Annotated in this window: 23 protein-coding genes and 1 pseudogene; 4 read left to right on the top strand and 20 right to left on the bottom strand. The window is 41.8% G+C overall.

Annotation, left to right across the window (positions count from 1 at the left end):
* The first annotated feature begins 38 nt into the window (after positions 1-38).
* Positions 39-503 carry an Lrp/AsnC ligand binding domain-containing protein gene (locus CDG60_RS04480; protein WP_087513766.1) on the top strand — a complete coding sequence of 155 codons (465 nt, stop codon included), beginning with the start codon at positions 39-41 and terminating at the stop codon, positions 501-503.
* A 202-nt stretch (positions 504-705) separates the two neighbouring features.
* Here the strand turns inward: CDG60_RS04480 and CDG60_RS04475 are convergent, their stop codons facing one another.
* On the bottom strand, positions 706-1,350 hold the full coding sequence (locus CDG60_RS04475) for an HAD-IA family hydrolase (protein WP_087513767.1): 645 nt from the start codon (positions 1,348-1,350) through the stop codon (positions 706-708).
* Between the two features lie 124 nt (positions 1,351-1,474).
* On the opposite strand from CDG60_RS04475, the gene CDG60_RS04470 reads away from it, so the two are divergent.
* Positions 1,475-2,242: a hydroxymethylpyrimidine/phosphomethylpyrimidine kinase gene (locus CDG60_RS04470; RefSeq protein ID WP_087513827.1), complete on the top strand. Its 768-nt coding sequence runs from the start codon at positions 1,475-1,477 to the stop codon at positions 2,240-2,242.
* Between the two features lie 337 nt (positions 2,243-2,579).
* On the top strand, positions 2,580-3,044 hold the full coding sequence (locus CDG60_RS04465) for a hypothetical protein (protein ID WP_087513768.1): 465 nt from the start codon (positions 2,580-2,582) through the stop codon (positions 3,042-3,044).
* A gap of 33 nt (positions 3,045-3,077) precedes the next feature.
* On the opposite strand, the pseudogene CDG60_RS04460 reads toward CDG60_RS04465, so the two are convergent.
* From CDG60_RS04460 to CDG60_RS04375, 18 genes and pseudogenes are all read right to left on the bottom strand, one after another.
* Positions 3,078-3,744: pseudogene (locus CDG60_RS04460) on the bottom strand (NERD domain-containing protein).
* 33 nt (positions 3,745-3,777) lie between these two features.
* Entirely contained in the window at positions 3,778-4,260 is a 483-nt protein-coding gene (locus CDG60_RS04455; protein WP_087513769.1) for a methylated-DNA--[protein]-cysteine S-methyltransferase, read from the bottom strand.
* A gap of 25 nt (positions 4,261-4,285) precedes the next feature.
* The gene (gene sugE, locus CDG60_RS04450; RefSeq protein ID WP_087513770.1) at positions 4,286-4,603 is read right to left on the bottom strand and encodes a quaternary ammonium compound efflux SMR transporter SugE; all 318 of its coding nucleotides are present in this window, start codon (positions 4,601-4,603) and stop codon (positions 4,286-4,288) included.
* Positions 4,604-4,679: 76 nt separating this feature from the next.
* Complete coding sequence (gene sugE / locus CDG60_RS04445; RefSeq protein ID WP_087513771.1) at positions 4,680-4,997, bottom strand: quaternary ammonium compound efflux SMR transporter SugE; 318 nt, start codon at positions 4,995-4,997, stop codon at positions 4,680-4,682.
* Positions 4,998-5,517: 520 nt separating this feature from the next.
* Positions 5,518-6,468: a copper resistance protein B gene (locus CDG60_RS04440; RefSeq protein WP_087513772.1), complete on the bottom strand. Its 951-nt coding sequence runs from the start codon at positions 6,466-6,468 to the stop codon at positions 5,518-5,520.
* Positions 6,455-6,814, bottom strand: coding sequence for a hypothetical protein (locus CDG60_RS04435; protein ID WP_087513773.1), 360 nt, complete (start codon positions 6,812-6,814; stop codon positions 6,455-6,457). The genes CDG60_RS04440 and CDG60_RS04435 overlap by 14 nt, the downstream gene beginning before the upstream one ends.
* Positions 6,801-8,612 carry a copper resistance system multicopper oxidase gene (locus tag CDG60_RS04430; protein WP_087513774.1) on the bottom strand — a complete coding sequence of 604 codons (1,812 nt, stop codon included), beginning with the start codon at positions 8,610-8,612 and terminating at the stop codon, positions 6,801-6,803. Before CDG60_RS04430 ends, CDG60_RS04435 begins: the two co-directional genes overlap by 14 nt.
* Positions 8,613-8,666: 54 nt before the next feature.
* Entirely contained in the window at positions 8,667-9,065 is a 399-nt protein-coding gene (locus tag CDG60_RS04425) for a hypothetical protein (RefSeq protein WP_227542926.1), read from the bottom strand.
* A gap of 419 nt (positions 9,066-9,484) precedes the next feature.
* Entirely contained in the window at positions 9,485-10,171 is a 687-nt protein-coding gene (rpe, locus tag CDG60_RS04420; protein ID WP_087513776.1) for a ribulose-phosphate 3-epimerase, read from the bottom strand.
* Between the two features lie 129 nt (positions 10,172-10,300).
* Positions 10,301-11,329 (bottom strand): M48 family metallopeptidase, encoded by a 1,029-nt coding sequence (locus CDG60_RS04415; RefSeq protein ID WP_087513828.1) that lies wholly within the window; start codon positions 11,327-11,329, stop codon positions 10,301-10,303.
* Between the two features lie 17 nt (positions 11,330-11,346).
* Positions 11,347-12,447, bottom strand: coding sequence for a YjgN family protein (locus CDG60_RS04410; protein ID WP_087513777.1), 1,101 nt, complete (start codon positions 12,445-12,447; stop codon positions 11,347-11,349).
* A gap of 134 nt (positions 12,448-12,581) precedes the next feature.
* Complete coding sequence (fghA, locus tag CDG60_RS04405; RefSeq protein ID WP_087513778.1) at positions 12,582-13,418, bottom strand: S-formylglutathione hydrolase; 837 nt, start codon at positions 13,416-13,418, stop codon at positions 12,582-12,584.
* 30 nt (positions 13,419-13,448) lie between these two features.
* Entirely contained in the window at positions 13,449-14,870 is a 1,422-nt protein-coding gene (locus CDG60_RS04400) for a C13 family peptidase (RefSeq protein WP_087513779.1), read from the bottom strand.
* Between the two features lie 132 nt (positions 14,871-15,002).
* Positions 15,003-15,815 (bottom strand): class I SAM-dependent methyltransferase, encoded by an 813-nt coding sequence (locus tag CDG60_RS04395; protein ID WP_087513780.1) that lies wholly within the window; start codon positions 15,813-15,815, stop codon positions 15,003-15,005.
* Complete coding sequence (locus tag CDG60_RS04390; protein WP_087513781.1) at positions 15,809-16,633, bottom strand: undecaprenyl-diphosphate phosphatase; 825 nt, start codon at positions 16,631-16,633, stop codon at positions 15,809-15,811. The genes CDG60_RS04395 and CDG60_RS04390 overlap by 7 nt, the downstream gene beginning before the upstream one ends.
* A 12-nt stretch (positions 16,634-16,645) precedes the next feature.
* On the bottom strand, positions 16,646-17,311 hold the full coding sequence (gene tsaB, locus CDG60_RS04385; protein ID WP_087513782.1) for a tRNA (adenosine(37)-N6)-threonylcarbamoyltransferase complex dimerization subunit type 1 TsaB: 666 nt from the start codon (positions 17,309-17,311) through the stop codon (positions 16,646-16,648).
* Positions 17,312-17,443: 132 nt separating this feature from the next.
* A complete protein-coding gene (locus tag CDG60_RS04380; RefSeq protein ID WP_087513783.1) occupies positions 17,444-17,974 on the bottom strand; it encodes a gamma carbonic anhydrase family protein in 531 nt (176 codons plus the stop codon).
* 24 nt (positions 17,975-17,998) lie between these two features.
* Positions 17,999-18,607: a CoA pyrophosphatase gene (locus CDG60_RS04375; RefSeq protein ID WP_087513784.1), complete on the bottom strand. Its 609-nt coding sequence runs from the start codon at positions 18,605-18,607 to the stop codon at positions 17,999-18,001.
* Between the two features lie 123 nt (positions 18,608-18,730).
* Here CDG60_RS04375 and CDG60_RS04370 point away from each other — a divergent pair, with 123 nt between their 5' ends.
* Positions 18,731-19,279, top strand: coding sequence for an NUDIX hydrolase (locus tag CDG60_RS04370; protein ID WP_087513829.1), 549 nt, complete (start codon positions 18,731-18,733; stop codon positions 19,277-19,279).
* Positions 19,280-19,476: 197 nt separating this feature from the next.
* Here the strand turns inward: CDG60_RS04370 and omp38 are convergent, their stop codons facing one another.
* On the bottom strand, positions 19,477-20,520 hold the full coding sequence (omp38, locus tag CDG60_RS04365) for an outer membrane protein Omp38 (RefSeq protein WP_087513785.1): 1,044 nt from the start codon (positions 20,518-20,520) through the stop codon (positions 19,477-19,479).
* Positions 20,521-20,566 lie beyond the last annotated feature (46 nt).

The raw sequence follows: 20,566 nt of genomic DNA, 5'->3' as shown, positions 1-20,566 counted from the left end.
TTTTGTCGTGAAAAAATAACAAAAAGAGGAAAATATTCATGCGCAAATTAGACCGTATTGATCGGATGATTTTAGAAATTCTACAGAATGAGGGGCGTATTGCCATCAGCGAACTGGCTGCCCGAGTCAGTTTATCCACCACGCCCTGCTCCGAACGTGTAAAACGTCTTGAACGTGATGGTGTGATTATGGGTTATCACGCACGACTCAATCCAAAGCATTTAGACCGCAATTTACTGGTATTTTTAGAGATCAGTTTATCGGCAAAGTCAGGGGATGTTTTTGAGCAGGTTGCCAAAGACCTGGTGGAAATTCCCGAAGTACAGGAATGTCATTTGATCTCAGGTGATTTCGATTATCTGGTCAAAGCGCGACTCAAAGAAATGACCGCGTATCGTCGCTTATTGGGCGATTTACTTAAGAAACTTCCATCGTCTGCTTCATCTCACAGTTATATTGTGATGGAGGAGATTAAGGAATGTTTGTATCTGGATGTGGAATAAAGGCTGTTACTGCAAATTTATTCAGCATAAATCCCCTTATCCTCTTACGGAGTCTTCACTCCTCATGCCTGAGCCATATATGGTGTAAGAGAAAGGACTTTTAATATTCATTTTATTACTGAGTAATCATGACTTTTGATCCGCTCAGTAAATATAAGAATAATGTAGAGATGCATTTTTAACCCCATCTCTACACATTTCATCAAACCCAGTTTAACAGTTCTGAAAACCTGGAAATTCTCGCTTTTGGCTGTGCTTCATCCAGTTCTTCTTTTGAACCATAGCCATATTCAACGGCAATGGTTTCAATCCCATTTTTACGAGCACCAAAAATATCATGCTCACGGTCACCGACCATTAAGCATTCTTCAGGGTTTAACTGCTCTTTTTCTAAAATATAAGTAATAAGTTCGCCCTTATTGGTACGCTCACCCGTTAGTTCACTGCCGTATGGGTAGTCGAAGTATTTCAGTAAATCAAAATGATCCAGAATCTGACGTGCGTATACTTCAGGTTTAGCCGTCGCTAAAAACAAACGATAGCCCTTGTTTTTCAATGCCTCCAGCGTTGCCGCAACATCATCAAAAACATGGTTTTCATATAGCCCCGTCACTGCAAAACGCTCTCTGTACCCAAGCAAAGCCTGCTCTGCCAGCACATCATTGACATCGACATTCAACAGTTTTGCCAAAGAGGCTTTCAATGGTGGGCCAATAATCCAGTCTATATTTTCACTGTCAGGAATCGGATGCCCAACTTTATTCAGCCCATAACGCGCAGAAGTGGTAATGCCCACTTTGGGATCAGTCAAAGTCCCATCCAGATCAATTAAAAGATGCTTAATCATGAGTTCATCCTGCCATTACAGAAAATATGACTTTTACTGAAAACACTGTTTTACAGAAATCAGTGTCGAGAGTTGCTTCAAAGTTGCCTATACTAACGCAAATTATGATTTTAAGGACATGGCTGTGCGCCCAACCGTACTTTGTTTTTCAGGTCTTGACCCTTCTGGCGGTGCAGGAATACAGGCAGATATTGAAGCTATTGGGCAAAGTGGTGCACATGCAGCCATCGCCTGTACCGCACTGACAGTTCAGAACTCTCAGCAGGTCTTTGGCTTTGAAGCGACTTCAAAAGAATTATTACTTGCACAAGCCAATGCTGTAGTTGGTGATTTACCAATTAAAGCGATCAAATCTGGTATGTTAGGTACTACCGATAATATCGCAGCCTTGGCTGAGTTTTTACGGGAACATTCAGATTATCTGTATGTGCTTGATCCTGTTTTAGTCGCAAACAGCGGTGGTTCACTGGGTAATCAGGAAACATTGGTCAAAGCCTTTGTAGAACTGATTCCTTTGGCTACAGTTTTAACTCCAAATACAGTGGAGCTTCGTGCTTTAACAGGTGAGCAAGATTTAGAAAAAGCCACAGCAAAACTGTTTGAAATGGGTGCAAAAGCAGTTCTGGTCAAAGGCGGTCATGAAGATACACCTGACTATATCCGCAATGCGCTTTATGTGAATGGTGAAATGGTTTCCGAAACCAAATGCCCGCGTTTAGACGGTGAATATCATGGTTCAGGCTGTTCGCTTGCAAGTTTTATTGCAGGTCGATTGGCTTTAGGTGATTCATTACAAGTTGCTGTAAATCATGCAGAAGCGTGGTTATTTGGTGTATTGAAAAATGCAGAAACACCTGTTGAAGGTGGTCAGAAAATTCCAAAGCGGTTTTGAGTTGAATTGCTTTTAGCTCCTTCTCTTGCTGGTGAGAAATGAAACTCCGCAAGAGAAGGAGTTTCATAGCCCCTCATCCTCTTGCCGAGTTACCTCCTCATCCCAAAGGGAGAAGGAGCTTTCATTATTAATTTAGGTTCAAGTTAGTAATTTTTTAATCACTTAAATAAATACAAAGAATTAAAGTCCTTCTTATATTTCGCTATTTGTCTCATACCACTTTCAAAATTAGAGTGATTACTCTAAAATATTTTTATCTACGATTCAGAGCTGATGACAGCGAATAAAAAGTTACAAAGACAAAGTTAAGAACAAAATAATTGAAAAGGAATTTCCAATGAATTACCGACAATATCAAGATGATCTGAATAAACTGTTAGAGTCTGAAATCTTTGGTGAAGCTGTTTTTCTTACTGCGGCAAAATACACCAAGTCTGAAGAACATAAGCAAAAATGGATGGTTTTAGCAGCTTTGGAAACCCAGACCCTTGAACGTTTTCAGGCATTTTTAAAGCAGAATAACTTAAAAGCTACATCTCGTTTGCATATCAAAACTCAAGGTAGTGCCACAGGTTTTGTATTGGCTAAAATGCCGTGGAAACTGGCGATGTTTTTAATCAAAGATGGTACTCAACCTTTTATGCAAGCCTTTGAACGCTTATGTAAACATGCTGATCAGGATACTCAGATGTTTTTTGAATATGTGCTGAATCATGAAAAAAGTATTTATGAGTTTGCCGATAAAGAGTTGAAAAAGCAAAAGACTACGTCATTGGACAAAGTGAAATATTTGCTTGATTAAGAAGTAGCTTCTTAATCACTAAGCTAGTTTTAATCAAACGGTTTTATCAGCATGGCTATTTTGAAGATTTTGCACATGCTGACGATTAGTTTTCCAAGATTTTTCTAATACTTCTTTTTCAATTCTGAGCTGAATACGTTTCAGTTTTGTCGATGGAATCACTTCATCTTTAAAGCCTTTGACATAATCTGTCAAAGCTGCGCCACGAAAAACATTGCTCGGCATTTGTGTTTTAAACTCACAATCAGGCATAAAAACTACAACTGAATGAATCAATGTAGAATCAACAATATCAGTCAAAATATTTTCTAAAACCTTTTGATGTTTATAGTTTTGATGCAATGGGTTTTGGAATTTATAAGAATTTTTATAAATTTTCTGTGTCCAAGTTTTTTGACGCTCGCCACCAAAAATCCAACCTTTATAATTCTTGGTTTCGACCACAAAAATACCATAAGGACTCAGTAAAATATGGTCGATTTGTGATGTTTGGTTCAGTTCATCGGGCAACGTACAGTCATTGAGTAAAGTATATTTTTCTTTGTCTAAATACAATTTTACATGCACACTGACAGCAAACTCCCCCCATTTTCCCTTTTTAAAAAGGTTTAAATGCATTGATTGCCCCAACAATCAGAAATAAAGGAATCATCCACCACAATTGTGAAAATAGTGGCGCTAACATTTGTGATGTATTCATTTAAAATTTTATATTTCAATAATTTAAATTAGTCTATTGTAATTTCTCAATTTTTAAAAGAATACCCTTATTCTCCAACCCACCTGCAAAACCCACCAATTTCCCATTTGCACCAACCACCCGATGACACGGCGCAATAATCGAAATCGGATTTTTACCATTAGCAGCACCCACCGCACGAACTGCTTTGATATTCCCAATCTGTTCTGCGATCTGCTTATAACTACGTGTTTCACCAAAAGGAATAGTTAACAACGCTTGCCAGACTTTTTGCTGAAACTCAGTACCCTCAAAGTCTAAAGGCAAATCAAAAACCTGACGTTGCCCTGCAAAATATTCATTCAACTGCTTTTGCGTTTCGAGCAAAATTGAATGCTGAACATTTTCAATCAATTCTGCCAAACGAACACGATTGGGATTTTCATTTTCCCAAAGTACTGCCACCAAAGCTGTTTCAGTCGCAACCAACTTAAGTTGACCTACAGGAGAAGCCATTTCCATAAAAGATAGTTTCATCGACTTCTCCTTAAAAAAATTCATATTAAGATGATGAGAGTTTCATCAATACTAACCCAGAAATGATTAAAACTGCTGCTAACATTCGCATAGCAGATGCAGGTTCACCTAAAAAGAATATCCCGACGGCAAATGAACCCACTGCACCAATACCAGTCCATACTGTATATGCTGTGCCAAGCGGTAATGTTTTCATGGCATAGGACAATAAAGCAAAGCTTGCGATCATAAAAACAATCGTCAAAATACTTGGTGTCAGTTTACTGAATCCATCAGACACTTTCATAAAATATGCCCAGACCACTTCCAGTAAACCCGCAACAACCAACAACACCCAAGCCATAATTTATTCCTTACATACGAAAAACAGTAAGGCGAATGATTCAACCTTACTGTCCAAAATTAATTTACATTTAAACTTATGAAGATGAGAGTTTCATCAATACCAGACCTGAAATGATCAAAACCGCAGCAAGCATACGCATGGCAGAGGTTGGTTCACCTAAAATAAAGATCCCGACCAGAAATGAACCAATTGCGCCGATTCCCGTCCAGATGGTATAGGCTGTCCCTAACGGTAATGTTTTCATGGCATACGCCAAAAGACCAAAGCTTAAGATCATGAAAAATATTGTGATAATGCTCGGTGTGAGCTTTGTGAAGCCCTCGGACATTTTCATGGTATATGCCCAAACGATTTCAAAGACACCTGCAAAAATAAGAACAATCCAAGCCATGACGACCTCCAAATTTTAATTAGAGTCAGGTCGTCCTGACGATTTTTCCTGGTGCAGTTTTTAGAAATAAAGCACGAAGGGAGGTCGTTCCTCCTGCGAATGGTTTCATCATAGCTGATTTTTAGGACAATACAGCACTGATTTACAAATTTTGACCCAAAATACACCTATAAAAATTAGGGCTTTAATGATAAAAGCCCTAAAACAGTTCAAAATTATAAATACAACCTGACATATAAAACTTACAGTAATCATTGAAATTGAATTAACCCAAATAAGAAATTTCTTAATTGTGGTTTCAATGCCGTTGATGCTGTCACGTTAGGCGACATGGATGTCGCTGTCAGGCAAAGGTATATGGACATACCTTTTGCCTGACAAAGGATTTTTGTCACTTTTCATCCCTGAAAAGTGAGGCACTGCCTACACAAATTAATCCAGCTTTTGATAAAATATGAGGCAGTGTAAACTCAGATTTAATGAAAATACGTTTAATTCCTAAAGAATATAAAAAAACTTATCAAAATTTGAACCTCACCCCTGCACCATAGAGCCAACCCTTTTCAGAGCCACTTTCCACTTGCCACGGTGTTGCATCATTACCTTTGGAATATTCATAAGCAATATCCACATAAGGCATGACTTTTTTACTGATCTCATAACGGGTTTCAATGCCTGTTGTGACAGTACTTAAACCTGATTTTTTGGCATATTTAGAATCATCTGAAAATACTACATCGACATTCAAATACGGTTGAAAAATCAACTTCTGTGTCAGCAATAAATCACGTTCAGTTTCCAGACTGAAGCCCGAATAATTGTCCTCACCTGCATAGAGATAAGCATCTGTTTCAAAGAAATACGGTGCCATTCCATGCAAGCCAATCACAGCATCCAGTTTTTCTTCTGTATCAGTACCGCGCTGATCACGTTCAACTTTTTCCACACGATAGCGCGCACCGATTTGCGCATCCCAAAAGTCTGAAATCATGCGACTGTAGAGCATTTTAAAATCATACTCAGCATCATGCGATTCATGTTTATCTATATGTGCTTTAAGGAAAATCTTATTTTCATCTGTCCCGATGCGGGTTTCAATTTCAGATTTTAAAGCACCCTTGCCATCTTCATTCAGCAACCATTTATTATCCACCGTAGTCACCGCATAAATTTGCGCGCCATGTTCTTTACGGTGATCATGCCCTTGATGTGCTGTATGATCTGTCGCTGAAGCCGTTTTTTGCTGATGTTGTGAATGATCCATTGCGCCATGATTCATAGATGCGTCATTCATATTTTCATGACTCATCTGTGAATGGTTCATTTTGGAATGATCCATTACAGGCATCGTAGTCATTTGAGTTTCAGTCGATGTATCTGAATGATGCCCCTCATGTGCTACAGCCCAAGCACTGACTAAAAATAAAGAACTTGCCAATACTGTTTTTGGAAATAACTTAGTGATGTGCATGATTATCTCCTTTCACGTTTTTATTTTTAGAATCAGTTGATCCTTTTTGATCCTCTTGATTTTTCGGTTGAACTGTTTGGCAATGTGCTACATGTTCAGCAGCATTCATATGCGCATGCTCACCTTGACGATGTGGTGTACATTCTGCTTCTGACATCGTTGCATGACTCATCGCATGATCTTGTGGCATTTGCTGATTTGGCATTTGATGGTGAGACATATGCTGATGTTCAGCATGTTGCTGTGGCATACCATGCGCATGTCCTTCATGTGCCATCGTCCAAGCACTGACTAAAAATAACGAACTTGCCAATACAGCTTTTGAAAATAACTTAGTAATGTGCATGTTGATCTCCTTGCTGTACCGCATTGCTATTTTTATCTATATTGCTGTTTGAAACATTTTTTTGAATTGGGGTCGTGGTGGTTTCACCCTCTGAAACATTGGCAACGATCAGCTTATTCATCATGCCTGCGCTCATGTGATACAACAGGTGACAGTGAATCGCCCATTCACCCAATTCATCCGCAGTGAGTAATGCCGTCATTGTTTTTGCAGGTGGCACAACGATAGTGTGTTTGTTCGGCATATCCACTGCAGGCTGACCATTTTCCAGTTGCATAAACATGCCATGTAAATGCATCGGGTGCGCCATCATGCTGTCATTGATAAATTTGATTCTGATGCGCTCGCCATATTTCACTTTTAATGGCTCTGCATCGCTGAATTTTTTACCATTAATTGTCCAGATATAACGTTCCATCGTACCGCCCAAACGAACAACCAATTCACTTGTCGCTTCACGGGTATCAGGTTGTGGAGTTAACGATTTTAAATCACTGTATTGCAGGGCTTTATCACCTTGTGGCGTTGCAGCATTTGCCCAACCCTCTACAACTGCATCAGATTTTTGTGCTGTTTTTGCTGCAGGCATTTGATGTTGTGAATGATCCATACCCTGCATTTCGCCATGATTCATCTTGGAATGATCCATACCATGCATCGCACCATGATCCATCTTCGAATGATTCATTTTTGAATGATCCATGCCCGCATGTTCAGTACCATGCCCCATATCATCCATGGTTAAAATGGCACGTGGGCGCGCTTGTGGCATGTGAATACCATGCGTATGTGGATTTAATTCATTGTGCAATGTGCCAATGGCAAAACCTGAGCGGTCAATTGACTCGGCTTCGATCTGATAATGCCCTGTCTTTGGCTCAACCACGACATCGTAGGTTTCTGCCGTACCAACACGGAACTCATCCACAGCTACAGGTTTCACAGGCTGTCCATCTGCACCCACCACCGTCATTTTCAGATTTGGAATACGCACATCAAAGAACGACATCGCAGAGGCATTGATAAAACGTAGACGCATTTTTTCATTCGGCTTAAACATGCCTGTCCAGTTCTGCTCAGGCGTTTTACCATTGATCAAGTAGGTATAACCTGTAACATCAGACATGTCTGTTTTTAACATGCGCATCTGATTCCACATTTTGCGATCAGACCACGTGGCTTTTAAACCATCACGTTTCACCCGTTTCCATACATCGCCCAAAGTTTCACGCTGATCCTGATAATATTCAGCGGAAATTTTCAGATCTTTTTGAATCTGGTCGCTGGTTTTTTCATGGAAATCCGACAGCATCACCACATAGTCACGCTCAGTTTTTTCATGCTCAGCAAGTGGTTTCTTGTCCTTAGGATAAATCACCAAAGCACCGTATAAACCGTCCTGTTCCTGACCTTTGGAATGCGCGTGATACCAGTAAGTTCCGCTTTGACGCACTTTGAATTTATAGACAAAATCACCTTTCGGTTTAATGCCATTAAAACCGTTAAAGCCCGGTACGCCATCCATCAAACCTGGCAATAACAAACCGTGCCAATGAATCGAAGAATCCTGATTTTTTAAATTATTATGTACATGAATCACAGCATCATCCCCTTCCTCAAATTCAAGTAGAGGCGCAGGGAATTTGCCATTTACGGTGATACGTTTTAAGGACTTGCCTGTAACATTGACCATTCCTTCATCAATGGTCAGATGATATTCCTTGACTGCTGCAAAGCCCCAGGTAGACGAGAATAAAGCAACAGCGACGACGATGCTTTTTGAAAATTGAATAGACATAACTCAACCTTAATTTCTGAATTTATTTAAAAAATAATGCTTCGGAAAATCAGATTAAGCTTTAGGAGGACGTAGAATTTCCTGCCAATGCCCTGCGAGATGCTGAGCTTGGTAATAAATTTTTGGGGAGTAGTGTTCAGAATTATCTTGCGGAACAACTAATTTTGGAATATCGGTATTGAACCAGACAATTGAAGACTGACAAGAGAATAAGGCACAGTTTTGACAATCCGCATGTTGTACATGCTGAGATTGAATCAGTTGATTATGACAATCTGTTAAAGATTGCGCAGTATCATTATTCTGCGCTTCCAGATCTGCACAATGCTGTTTCATATCCTGTACTGACATGTTTTGCATCATGGTTGCATGATCAACACCGATCTGATTCTGTATCTGCTCATGTTGCATCTGCATACTGATCTGCATGGTTTTTACAGAAGCAACAGACACACTGCTCCACCCTATGGCGAAAACCATAAGACAAACAAACCAGGCCTGTTTGCAGAGTTGTGTGAACACGTCAGAATCTATCCGCGAATATGAATAACTCTTTTAAGCATATCCTGTAATACCATGATTGGCAAATTACAAAAATGTAATTCAGGTTTACACAGCAGATACACCCGAATACTTTCCAGCCAGTATATTTTTATAGCTGTGCTGAACAATCCATCAGTACAGATCAATATTTAAATCATAAAAAAAGAGCCCATTTGAGCTCTTTTTAAACATAAAACGATGAGTTGATAAACGATTGATCGCTATTTGATTAATCTATACTCAGCTTATCCATATACTTATCAACATGGTTATCCATAGAGTTATCTACAAAGTTATCCACAATTCATGAATAACTTATTCAAAAAATGCTAAACGGTCACTGCACCGACTTTTGCCAGTTCAGAACGCATTTCATCAATCACCGCTTTATAATCAGACTTGCCAAAAATAGCTGAGCCTGCAACAAACATATCTGCACCAGCTTCAGCAATTGCATGGATATTTGCCGGTGTTACACCACCATCCACCTCTAAACGGATATCACGACCTGAGGCATCAATGATTTTGCGTGCCTGACGCAGTTTATCCAGAGTTCCAGGAATAAATTTCTGACCACCAAAACCAGGGTTCACACTCATCAGAAGCACCTGATCGACTTTATCTAAAACATAGTCTAAATAATGTAAAGGTGTTGCAGGGTTAAATACTAAACCTGCTTTAGCACCACCATCTTTGATCAGCTGTAAAGATCGGTCAATATGATGTGTTGCTTCTGGATGGAAGGTAATAATATCCGCACCTGCTTCCAGGAAATCACCAATCATACGATCTACAGGTGACACCATGAGATGCACATCAATCGGTGCTTTAATACCATATTTTTTCAGAGCCTTGCACACACCTGCTCCAAAAGTTAAGTTTGGAACATAGTGGTTGTCCATCACATCAAAATGCACAACATCTGCACCTGCTGCTAATACATTGTCGACTTCTTCACCCAGACGGGCAAAATCGGCAGAGAGTATTGAAGGGGCTATTAAGAATGGCTTGGACATGAAAAAACCTGGCTGGCTGTTATCGGATAAATTCCATTATAACAAATCAGACCAGGTCCGTCAGAATGTAAATACAGACTCAGCAATCAATGAATAAAGCGATCTCAGGCTGAACCTGTATTTGCCCTGTTACTGCGTTTGCAGTTGTTTTTCAAATTTTTTGACCTGTGCGATACGCTCTTTCGTTGCTGGATGGCTGGATAAAAATTCTGTGACTGCATTACTGCTTTTCTCTTCACTGTTTTCTTCAGACAGGCGCTGTAGAAAATCTGAAAAATATTTCACAGGTACATTCTTTTTATGCATCTGCTTTAATGCATACAGGTCAGCTTCTGACTCAAAATCACGTGAATAACCTGCGCCAACAAGTGCCACCGGCAGTGAACTGAACAGATCGGAACTGTCACCTGTGACAGCAATTAAAATTGCACTGAAACCCAGACTGGCAATCGCCTGCTGCAGGCTGTGACGTTCCACAATATGCCCCTGTTCATGTGCAAGCACACCCAGTATTTCACGGTTATCTTTGGTCAGTTTAACCAGTTCATCGGTCAGAATAATTGTATTGTTTGGCAATGCCAGGGCATTTGCACCGATTTCACCACCAGCCCGAAACAGTAGCTTTGCCGGCTTCCCTTCTGCCACACTGTCCAGATACTGCTTACGGATCTGTTCCTGTCTTGCAGCCGGTAACGTTGATTTTTCTGTCATCCGGAAGACCTGCTTTTCAGCTTCTTCACCCAGCTGATTCATGGTATCAACAGGTAACACACGGGCTATATGATGGGATGCAAAAGGAACACCCCATTTCACTACAGCAAAGGCAAATACAGCGACAAAAACGATACTGAACAGAATCAGTGAGGGAGAACGCTCAAGCTTCCAGATGGAATGGTAGGTCTTTTTATTTCCAATCATAAACCAGTCAGGCAAAGCCTGCTGAAGCTCAAGCCTTGCATCATCCTTCATTTCAATGATCGGTTTTATTTTGCCAAGCGCACCAATCAGCGTCATATCTTCATACATATAACGCCGTTGATTTTCATACTGATCACCATAACGGATCAGGACAGACTGTGCATCTATAGGACTGATCCGTGCAGGCTGCGGTCTGGATACAACGCCATCATAAAAAACTGCTTCGACAGATGAAACCATATCCATTTGCTCCATTTTTACAGAGAAATATCAAGATCAAAAATATCACTGATCTCTTCTGCCAGCGCACTGTGATCCTGCTGAGCAATGTTATACAGCTGATCGGGATCATCCACCATATTCAGGGTCAGATTGTCCACCTTATAACGATAGCTTCGAACCGCTGCCCATGGACTTAAAAAACCGACTGAAACAATACGGGCAAGAATATTGGTCCCTTCAATCCAGGCATAGCGCCACTGATTACAGTTGGTATCGAACTTACTGTTGCCTAAAGTCACGTTTTTCCAGGTCGCAATATAAATTCGTGCAGCAATCAGAGGAAACAGGAAAAAAATAGCCAGTGTATAAATCAGACCAAAAACAGCCATTGCACCTGAACCGATAGCTTCAAGTCCTGAAGACATGGAAATGCCTGAAACAGCAACCAAAGCCACCACAATAATGATAAATGCAAGCAGGGGTAAATAAACTGCTCCCATAAAAGTCGTCCATTTGGTATGGATGGTAAATGGAAGCTGACCTGCAAACAGGTGGTTGAAGGTATAGCGTTTATACAACCAGATGGCCACAGGGAAAAATAGCCCAAGCGTCACAATGGTCAGCAATAAAGCCAAAAAGAAAACAATATATGCTTTCAGCGTTGAACCGCCAAAGTAAAAGCGGCTGTTGCCATACTTACTGTTTCTGGCAGTAAAGCGGATGGTTGCTCTTAACAGCCACGGTACAGCCAGATAGATTAAAAGTGCACCAATTCCAGCAATTTTAGGAGAATATCCCGCAGCAAGCGAGATACCGATATACAGTCCAATCGCAATCAGACGACCGATCAGGATTTTGCGTGGGATACCCGTAAAATCAAACTTACGGTTATAAAATTCAGTATTGCCATAAAAATAACGTAAGCGTCTGACTTTTGCCCAGGGTGCATACAGGCTCAACGTAACAATCGTCAGCAGAATGTTGACGATCCAGATGCCGAAATACTCAGAAGCACTGCCATGGAACTTAAAACCCAAAGTTTTTGCATTGCCTGAGGAATGAGTAAACGAAGGAATGACTGGCGGTGTTGTGACTGATGGATCAACAGGAATAATTCCAGGTTCTGTGTTTTGCATTTTTTACCTTAATATTTATTTTAGGTTGAATTTTTAATATTCAGATTTATCTTTTAAAAGAAAGCTCCTCAGCCGAAACAGAGAAGCCCGTGTTCTTTATATCATATAAAATTCATGTGTAATATGCAGGAATTTTAAGCACCCAATTGTACAGCATGAAACTGTAAATGTTCATCTATAAATGACTGAATGAAATAATAGCCGTGGTCATAACCCTCATGCTCACGCAGTGTAAGTTTCTGACCTGCTTTTTCACATGCAGCCTTGAACAGTGCAGGATTAAGCTGAGCATAGAACTGATCTTTCAGTCCCTGATCAATCAGAATTTCACTGAAAAGTGCACCTTTGGACTGGATCAGTTCCACAGCATCATGCTGCGCCCATACTTCCTGGACATTTCCCAGATAATTCGTAAATGCCTTGATTCCCCACGGACACTGAGATGGCGCACAGATCGGAGCAAATGCTGAAACTGAACTGAATTTTTCAGGATATTTCATGGCAAGTGTTAAAGCACCATGACCGCCCATGCTGTGTCCCATAATTCCTGTTTTGTCAGTATGTACCGCAAAATTTCTGACAATCAGATCATACAGTTCAGAAGCAATGTGGTTTTCCATCTGATAATGTGCTGACCACGGAGATTCTGTTGCATTGATATAAAAACCTGCACCCTGACCGATATCCCAGTGATCGCCCTTTGCTACATTTTCACCGCGCGGAGAAGTATCAGGAGTCACCAGGATCAACCCTAGCTGAGATGCCATTTTCTGTGCATGTGCCTTAAGCGCAAAGGTTTCTTCGGTACAGGTCAGCCCCGCCAGGAAAAACACTGCTGGGCACTTCTGTCCATCAAGTGCCTGAGGTGGCAAAAAAATACCAAACCGGCTTTCACCGTTCAGTGTTTCTGAGCTGAAACTGTAAATTCGCTGCTCACCATCGAAACATTTATTATTCTGTACCAGTTCCATGATCAGTCCTTTAAAAATAGTGATATTTGATCAGTGCTGCACTGCTGCTGTATGTGATGTCAGTTGTGTTTCTGCTGCAGGAGCATCAACCTTTGCGGATGGGAACAGATGCTGTTCCAGCTGAGGAAGCATCAGCTCCATATTTTTTCCCATCGACCATTGTGGTTCTGAGGGATCAAAACCCTGCGCCTTTTCCCATTTTGCAACCGTTTCACTTGCCTGAACAAAAGCCTGGCGGATGCTTGGCTGCTCGCGCATTGCCTGATCAAAGAATGCACGTCCAAAATAGGTATAATCCGCTTCATTTGAACAGCCGAAGGATGCACGATCCGCTGCTGAAGCTGTAATGATCAGTGTATTGTCATCCTGCAGCGCAGAAACAAAACTTCCAGAATAACAAGCAGATATTACAATCACACGCCAGCGTACACCTGAACGGTCCAGTGCATCTTTAAGCCATTTTGGATCGACCTGAGTCAGATCAAGGGGCGCATTTTCCATTTCAAAACGGTTCGGCAGACCATGTGATGTCATATAAAGAAACAGCACATCACTCTCTCGGTTCATCTGCTGCCCGATTCTGCGCAATGCCAGTTCCATACTGGTTGTCGATGCAACAGGCAGGCTCAAACGTGTGGACGGATTATTTACAAGTGCAATCGAACGCCCGAAAGTTCCAAAACGGGTATCAAACTGTTCCCGTATCCGCTCGATTTCGGACATAAAGACATCCTGATAACCTGCACCTGCCACCCCCATAAAGTACCAGTGTGACTGCGCAAACTCACCCAGCTGAATGGTTTCAAGGGCTTTATTCAGCAACCTGTTCTGAGCATAAAATGCATCTTCTTCAAAAACCGGTGGAGACTCCTCCACTTTCCAGATAGGCTGGTTTTTGACGGACATCTGCCAGACCACCAGTGTAAACAGAGTCGCAGCAATAATCAGCGCACGTTCCCACCACGGCCAGTGCAGTTCACGTGCAAACACCCAGACCACCGCCAGACTCTGCCAGACAAACAGCACCATAAATACGGTCGGCAGATAGTCATACAAAGCATAAGGTAAAACATCAAGCAGACCGAGGTACTGAATCAGGCTTTGCAGCAGTGCAATATGCGTATCCAGCACCAGCCACAGTAAAGCCGGAACAAGCATTAAACGGGGATTGTTAATCCGCTGGGACAGGAAAATACCGACAATGAGAGCAATAAACGGCCACAGCGCATAACTGACCAGTCCCTGAGAGTTGAACTCCCCCACTTCACCAGCGCTGAGCCAGCTGAACAGTGTATTGGCACTGCCGCCCAGAATCCCCCAGAACACAAGCTGCATAATGGATGGACGTACAATCTGTAATGAACGTCGTGATCCAAGAAAAAGCCACATCCCAGCCGTCTGGTTGCTTTTAAAATCATGCCAAAAATTGATGGAGGGTTTGAAGTCAATCATAGGGGTTTCGGTTCAGCTGAGAGCTTGCTTGAATGCTCTCTTAGTTTATTCCTGATGCTGTTTTTAGCAATGATGTTTTTCAACTATATAACAAATCGTTGCCGATTATTAAATCATTCACCAGCAATTATCCTAAAGTCCTGGCTGAAAATATGCATCAAAACGACAGGCATCGCCTGACCACTGATAAGTGGTTGATTCATTATTCAAAAACACTGCCAGTCTTGGGCGTTTTACAACCACCCGTTTTGCAATCTGCTTTGCCAGTGGCAACAGCGCATCACCAAGATCCATTTCACCATCTTCAGGCAGCAACATATGCAGTAACTGCATCTGTTTTTTAACCTGAGCCTGTTTTTTAACAGCCTGCTGATTCTGATCACGCTGTGGAAACATCGGATCCAGATAAACAACATCCACCGTCTGGTTCTGATCATTCAGCTGCTTCAGATATTCTGCCGAATCTGAAAAGACCAACTGAATGGAAGCCGTCACCTGACTCAGATAAGCATCCTCTTTTGCTCTGTTCAGACTGTCTTCAAGTAAGCTAAACAATACAGGATGACGCTCAACCAGGGTCACTCTGGCACCCAGGCATGCCATTAACAGACTGTCATGCCCAAGACCAGCTGTTGCATCCACCAGTACAGGTTTTTCAGAAAGATTACAGGCTCTGGCTATCAGTTCAGATTTTAAGGATGCTCTTTTCAACCGTGGAACTTCTGCTACCCAGTCGGGCTGCATTTTCATACCACTGGCACACAACCATAAGCCTGAACCATCCACACATAAAGCCAGTTCAGGATTCAGACGTAAAAATCGCGCATTCAGCTTTTCGACCTGAACCATACTGACCTGAACCCCACGTGAAAAAAGCACAGCAGAATACTGCTGTGCTTTTTCCTGAAATTCAGACTCGGAATATAAGCGTATTTCGCTTACCATAATTTCCAGCCTGTTAATGCAAACAATAAAATAATCAGTCCAGAGACAATCCGGTACCATGCAAAAACCATGAAATCACGTTTTGCCACATAAGCCACAAGAACACGGATTAAAATCAGTGCTGACACAAATGAAACCAGTGTACCGAAAGCCAGTACGGTCCAGTCCTGTGTACTTTCAAAGACATGATAGCTCTGATATAAGTCCAGCAAGCCTGCACCCACAATAACAGGAATACCCAAAAAGAATGAAAACTCAGTTGCTGCTTTACGTGAAACACCCAGCATCATTGCACCAATAATGGTTGCACCTGAACGTGAAGTTCCTGGAACTAAAGCTAAAACCTGAATCAGACCAATATAAACGGCTTCTTTAATTGAAATATTTTCAACTTCCTGCGCATTCACTTTCGGTGGATTCTTTTCCACCCACCAGATGATCACACCACCAACAATCAGACCTAAAGCAATCGAAATATCATTGAACAGATATGCTTTTACAGTTTGCCCCAAAGTCAGACCAACCAGCATGATTGGAATGGATGCCAGGATTAAGCCTATCCCTAACTGACGCCCTTTCGGTTCACCAGATACAAGCCCTGTTGCAGCACCCCAGAGCTTTGCCCAGTATTCATAAATAACCGCAGCAATCGCACCCATCTGAATTGCGATCACAAAAACATCACTTTTTTCTTTGGTCCAGAAGTTCATTAATTCAGAAGCAAGAATTAAATGTCCTGTACTGGAAATTGGTAAAAACTCTGTTATACCTTCAACAATACCCATGATTGCTGCTTTAAGCAGCAGTAAAAGATCCATAGAAAATCCTGATTATGGTTTGCCCTGTTCTGGAATTTTTTTCCAGGCATTATCACGTAAATAGACAGGCAATGCCTGCTCAGCACTGACCCACTTTTTCTGGCTTGCATGCTCGCGTGCAATGGTAGCAATATCATTTGCTGTTGCATTCAAGTCTTTGTATTGTATTTGTTCTTGCTTAATTAAATCTGAACCCGAACCCACCAGCTGAAACTGAACCTGTTCAGCAGCTCTGGCGTAATCCAGTAAATATTCTTCTGAAACTGCCTGCATGATGCCCTTATCATTGAGCTGATAGCTGGCGATGTACACTTCCTGCATACGTGCATCCAGTACGGCTGTCACTGCTGTCAGCCCCGCAATCCGATAAGCCGCCTGCGCCAGTGCCTGCAATGTGGAAACAGGGATAACCGGTAAATCATTTGCCCATGCCAGCGCCTGTGTCACAGCAGCATTGATCCGTACCCCACTGAACGAACCTGGTCCACGACTGAATGCAATTGCCGTTAAATCGGCAGCAGCAGTTCCCGTCTGGCTAAAACCTTGCTCAATCAGCGGTAAAATAGTTTGTGTCTGCGCTTTCGCTCTTGCATCCAGCTGAAAATAAAGCTCCTGAGTTTCATCCACGATAGAAACAGAACACTGCTCATTGGCTGTTTCCAGTGCCAGCAATTTCATGCACAACCTATTTTTCAAATAAATAAACGGTGACTATGATACTCCACTCAATCTCAGTTCGCGAGCGCAGAAACTGTTATTAAAAATAAAGCCGGATCAACGTCCGGCTTTAAAACAGAATATTCTGTGCTGTTACAGGGTTACAGCTTCAAGCTGCTGAAAGTTTTTAAAATGCTCTGCATAATGCATGGCACTCATTTTCAGTCGGAATTCCGCATTTTCATCCAGCGTTTTGACCACTTTTCCTGGTGATCCCATCACCACTGAATTATCTGGAATCACCTTACCTTCAGGAATTAAGGAGTTTGCACCAATAATGCAGTTTTTACCGATCACAGCATTATTTAACACCACAGCATTAATCCCGATCAGACTGTTGTCTCCCACCGTACAGCCATGCAGCATGGCTTGATGCCCGATGGTGACATAATCTCCAATATGCATGTCTATGCCGGCATCTGTATGCAATACCGCGTTTTCCTGCACATTGGTAAAATTACCCAGATGAATTTTGGCATTATCACCACGGATAACAGCACCAAACCAGACACTGACCTGAGTCCCCATTTCGACCTGCCCAATCACAGTCGCATTATCAGCAACCCACCCATCCCAGGGCTGATTTAAAGCGCGTGGCGTAAATTCCTTAAACTTATACAACATGATGCAACATCCTTATCCTGTAGCTTATCTGTGACTTTTGACTTTAAATGCAGGTGAATTCAGTAAAAATGGCCAGTCTTTCTGATAATTCAGACCATACTGAAACAATGACACCAGCATTCTTGCGGTTAAACCCCATACCACCTCATTTTCCACCCGCATACTTGGAAAATACAGCGACTGATGTTCAAAACGGACTTCGTAAGGAACAGGTGGTGCATCCATCAGATTCTTCAATGATGCAAAAAATATCCTATCAATTTCAGTAGGTTGGGCAGTCAGCTGAACCTGTGGTGGAATCAGCCCAACCACTGGCTTTACCAGCATTCCATTTCGTGCTTTCTGCATAGGCAGATCCCCTACCAGCTGCACATCAAATGGACTCAATGCGGTTTCTTCATGAGCCTCACGCAATGCAACAACAATATTACTGGTATCCTGTGGATCACGCTTTCCACCTGGAAATGAAACCTCACCTGCATGATTATTCAGATATACAGAACGTCGTGTCAGCAATACTTTTGGGTCATGTTCATCTGTGATCGCAATCAACACAGCTGCGTGAGCTTCTTTGACCCGCTTTGAAAAACGCAGATTTTTTTGCAGCACATGTGTCAACAACCGATCTTCCATAGATTATTTATCCATTTTCATGAAATTTTATCATAGCCGAATTTTCAGCCATGCGGTGAGAAATGATGCCAAAGTTCAATTTTTCAGTTATGCTGACAAACACTCTGATCATTGATGATGACTATGAATTTTTGTGCAAACTGTGGCCATGAAACAACCGATAAAATCCCTTTGGGCGACCATCAGACTCGCCAGGTTTGCACACATTGCGGCAACATTCATTATGTCAATCCCAAAGTCATCTGTGGCGCACTCGCCTTATGGGAAAATAAAGTACTCCTGTGCAGACGTGCGATAGAACCCCGTTATGGTCTATGGACACTGCCTGCCGGTTATATGGAACTTTTTGAAACCATGGAACAGGGAGCTGCCAGAGAAACACGCGAAGAAGCCGAAGCAGAGATTAAAATCGAACAGCTCTACTGTATGTACAACATTCCTCGTATTGGTCAGATTTATGCGCTGTTTAAAGCTCAGCTGATTGATGGAAAATTTGGTGCAGGTGAAGAAAGCATTGAGTGCCGACTGTTTGACGAACATGAAATACCATGGACTGAACTGGCTTTTCCAAGTGTTGAGCGGACATTAAGACATTATTTTGAAGATCGTAACAAAGGTCACTTTGAAATCCATCTTGAAACACTGGGTTCACGACTGGATCATACAGGCTGATTTTCTGATCTAAATTATGATTTTATAAAATTTAAAATATCTGAAAATATAATACCGCTGTATCAGGAAACAGATTTCACCTGAGCATTTATTTTTCGGGTTCAGGTATCTATTTACAGCACTGTTCTGAATACCTTCATAAACATAAAAAAAAGCAGCCTTACGGCTGCTTTTTTAAGTCAGAAGTCAATAACGAATTATTGAGCTGCTTGACCAGGCTGTACAACTACAGTACGGCTACCAGAAATAGTCGCGAATACACGACGGTTCATAGCACGGCCTTCTTTAGTTTTGTTGTCAGCAATCGGTTGATCCCATGCGAAACCTTGAGTAGTCAGACGAGCTGGATCTACGTTATATTCGTTTACAAGAGAAGTTTTAACCGAGTTAGCACGAGCTAAAGATAAACGTTCGTTCAGTGCACGTGGACCAGTGTTGTCTGTGTGACCTTCGATGCGAGCAGTAGCGTTTGGATATTCAACTAACTTCTCAGCAACTTTAGCGATTTCAGGCTTGTACTGATCTTTGATGTTTGACTTGTTAGTGTCAAAGAACACACGAAGTTCCATGTTCAGGTCTTCAGTCAGTTCCTGTGGAGCAGGCTGAACTGGAGCAACTGGTTCAACTGGAGCAACTTCAATTACTGGAGCAGCTGGTTTCAGGTGACCACCAAGAACAACGTTCAGACCTGCAAGAGCTGTATAGTTCCAGAAATCTTCATCGATGTTATAAGTAGCACGAGCTTCTGTACGAAGAGACAGAGCATCGTTCAGACGCCAGAAAGCACCCAGACCTGCGTTACCTAAAGTACCTTCGTCATCTTTAAGTGCAACACCGTCATACTCATATTTGTAATGACCAGCACCTAAAAGAACGTATGGCTTGATTTTGCTGTCGTAGTTTTTAGTGATCAGATCAGAAGTAGCATAGAAGTTACCGTTGATCTGAGTCTGTTTGTATTCAGCACCAGCTGCAGCGTAATCAATGTCGCCTTTAACCTGGTTGTATTCAGCTTCGAAACCTAACCATGGAGTCAGTTCAACACCAAGCGCTGCACCAACAAACAGATCGTCCTGAAGTTCACCGTCAGAAGGGTTCATCAGGTGATCTTTTGCGCTGTTATTGTGTTTAGTGTCTTGGAAAGTGTAACCAAGCATTAACGGAGTAACAGTTACGCCTGCGTTTGCAGCTGCTAATGGAGCAGCTACCAGCATTGCTAAAGCAATACGACTCATTTTCATGGATTTATCCTCCAGAGATAACAATTGTTGTTCAAGCTCAAGCCTA

The organism is Acinetobacter chinensis (genome assembly GCF_002165375.2).
In the GTDB taxonomy this organism is placed as follows: domain Bacteria; phylum Pseudomonadota; class Gammaproteobacteria; order Pseudomonadales; family Moraxellaceae; genus Acinetobacter; species Acinetobacter chinensis.
This window is presented reverse-complemented; position numbering and strand designations above follow the sequence as displayed.

Bases quoted from the DNA above. Each gene is read 5' to 3' on its own strand.
- CDG60_RS04375 (WP_087513784.1), bottom strand. From the start codon at position 18,607: ATGGAAGATCGGTTGTTGACACATGTGCTGCAAAAAAATCTGCGTTTT.
- rpe (WP_087513776.1), bottom strand. From the start codon at position 10,171: ATGTCCAAGCCATTCTTAATAGCCCCTTCAATACTCTCTGCCGATTTT.
- CDG60_RS04400 (WP_087513779.1), bottom strand. From the start codon at position 14,870: ATGATTGACTTCAAACCCTCCATCAATTTTTGGCATGATTTTAAAAGC.
- CDG60_RS04410 (WP_087513777.1), bottom strand. From the start codon at position 12,447: ATGCAAAACACAGAACCTGGAATTATTCCTGTTGATCCATCAGTCACA.
- CDG60_RS04415 (WP_087513828.1), bottom strand. From the start codon at position 11,329: ATGGTTTCATCTGTCGAAGCAGTTTTTTATGATGGCGTTGTATCCAGA.
- CDG60_RS04465 (WP_087513768.1), top strand. From the start codon at position 2,580: ATGAATTACCGACAATATCAAGATGATCTGAATAAACTGTTAGAGTCT.
- sugE (WP_087513770.1), bottom strand. From the start codon at position 4,603: ATGGCTTGGGTGTTGTTGGTTGTTGCGGGTTTACTGGAAGTGGTCTGG.
- omp38 (WP_087513785.1), bottom strand. From the start codon at position 20,520: ATGAAAATGAGTCGTATTGCTTTAGCAATGCTGGTAGCTGCTCCATTA.
- CDG60_RS04455 (WP_087513769.1), bottom strand. From the start codon at position 4,260: ATGAAACTATCTTTTATGGAAATGGCTTCTCCTGTAGGTCAACTTAAG.
- CDG60_RS04370 (WP_087513829.1), top strand. From the start codon at position 18,731: ATGAATTTTTGTGCAAACTGTGGCCATGAAACAACCGATAAAATCCCT.
- CDG60_RS04480 (WP_087513766.1), top strand. From the start codon at position 39: ATGCGCAAATTAGACCGTATTGATCGGATGATTTTAGAAATTCTACAG.
- CDG60_RS04440 (WP_087513772.1), bottom strand. From the start codon at position 6,468: ATGCACATCACTAAGTTATTTCCAAAAACAGTATTGGCAAGTTCTTTA.
- CDG60_RS04475 (WP_087513767.1), bottom strand. From the start codon at position 1,350: ATGATTAAGCATCTTTTAATTGATCTGGATGGGACTTTGACTGATCCC.
- CDG60_RS04380 (WP_087513783.1), bottom strand. From the start codon at position 17,974: ATGTTGTATAAGTTTAAGGAATTTACGCCACGCGCTTTAAATCAGCCC.
- fghA (WP_087513778.1), bottom strand. From the start codon at position 13,418: ATGGAACTGGTACAGAATAATAAATGTTTCGATGGTGAGCAGCGAATT.
- tsaB (WP_087513782.1), bottom strand. From the start codon at position 17,311: ATGAAATTGCTGGCACTGGAAACAGCCAATGAGCAGTGTTCTGTTTCT.
- sugE (WP_087513771.1), bottom strand. From the start codon at position 4,997: ATGGCTTGGATTGTTCTTATTTTTGCAGGTGTCTTTGAAATCGTTTGG.
- CDG60_RS04435 (WP_087513773.1), bottom strand. From the start codon at position 6,814: ATGCACATTACTAAGTTATTTTCAAAAGCTGTATTGGCAAGTTCGTTA.
- CDG60_RS04390 (WP_087513781.1), bottom strand. From the start codon at position 16,633: ATGGATCTTTTACTGCTGCTTAAAGCAGCAATCATGGGTATTGTTGAA.
- CDG60_RS04395 (WP_087513780.1), bottom strand. From the start codon at position 15,815: ATGGTAAGCGAAATACGCTTATATTCCGAGTCTGAATTTCAGGAAAAA.
- CDG60_RS04430 (WP_087513774.1), bottom strand. From the start codon at position 8,612: ATGTCTATTCAATTTTCAAAAAGCATCGTCGTCGCTGTTGCTTTATTC.